At 67.3% G+C, this 1,003-nt stretch carries 1 protein-coding gene; it reads left to right on the top strand.

Annotation, left to right across the window (positions count from 1 at the left end):
* Positions 1-455: 455 nt before the first annotated feature.
* Positions 456-1,003 (top strand): IS5 family transposase (locus tag ACIQMX_RS42510; RefSeq protein WP_402487095.1); only part of this gene is annotated, 548 nt, incomplete at its 3' end.

Genomic DNA, 1,003 nt, shown 5'->3' with positions numbered 1-1,003 from the left:
CCCGACGCCTGAGGGCCACCCCCCACCCACGACCAGGGATCCTTCCCCAACCTCAACTACGAAACGGACAAGAGCTCACGTTCCGCACTCTCAGGGCCTTCGGAGGGAAGATTCAGCGTGTTGTCGTCCGCCCGGATGTAGGGGGAGCGGCGCTGGAACGCCTCGTATCTTCCCACCATGTAAGTGGCGGCTTGTTCCTGAGTGGGCAGCGTGGGCTGTGCAGGAGGCGGCCAGGGCCGAGATGAGATGTCGCGTAGGGCCAGGGCGGCTGTTTCCATGGGGTGGGCGCTGCTGTTCACTGCTTGCTCGTGTGCTGCGCGGCAGGCGTGAAGCAGCTTTAGCTCCACCCGCTGGAACTGCAGGGGGTCGAAGATGGCCAACGCCTTGCCTGCTGTGTAGGGGGGTGCTAGGCCGTGTGTCGAAAGTGGATCTTGTCCTGTGGATGATCACGGTTCATGGGTCGGGGAGATCTCACGGACGAGCAGTGGGCGGTGCTGGAGCCGCTGTTGCCGAAGGGTGCCAGGGCGGGGCGGCCGCCGGTCTGGCCTCGGCGGCAGCTGATCGACGGCATACGGTTTCGGGTCCGGACCGGCGTTCCGTGGCGGGACGTGCCCGCCGCGTACGGGCCGTGGGGCCGAATCTACGACCTGTTCCGCCGGTGGCAGCGGAACGGCACCTGGCATCGGATTTTCACCCGGCTCCAGTCCCTGGCCGATGCGGAAGGTGCGATCACGTGGGACCTGAGCGTCGACTCCACGGTGTGCCGCGCTCATCAGCATGCTGCCGGGGCCCGGAAGCAGGGCGACCTGCAGAAGGAGCCGCCGGGCGGCGTGTTCACCGAGCCTGGTGATCATGGACTGGGACGCTCCCGCGGCGGGTTCACCACCAAGCTGCACCTGGCCGTCGAGCAGGGCCAGAAGCCCATGTCGATCGTGGTGACCGCCGGGCAACGCGGGGACTCGCCGCAGTTCGAACCCGTACTGGAGAAGGTCCGCGTGCCCCG

It is taken from the genome of Streptomyces sp. NPDC091416 (genome assembly GCF_044756845.1).
Taxonomy (GTDB): domain Bacteria; phylum Actinomycetota; class Actinomycetes; order Streptomycetales; family Streptomycetaceae; genus Streptomyces.
Note: the sequence above shows the minus strand (reverse complement) of the source record. Positions and strands in the feature narration are given on the sequence as shown.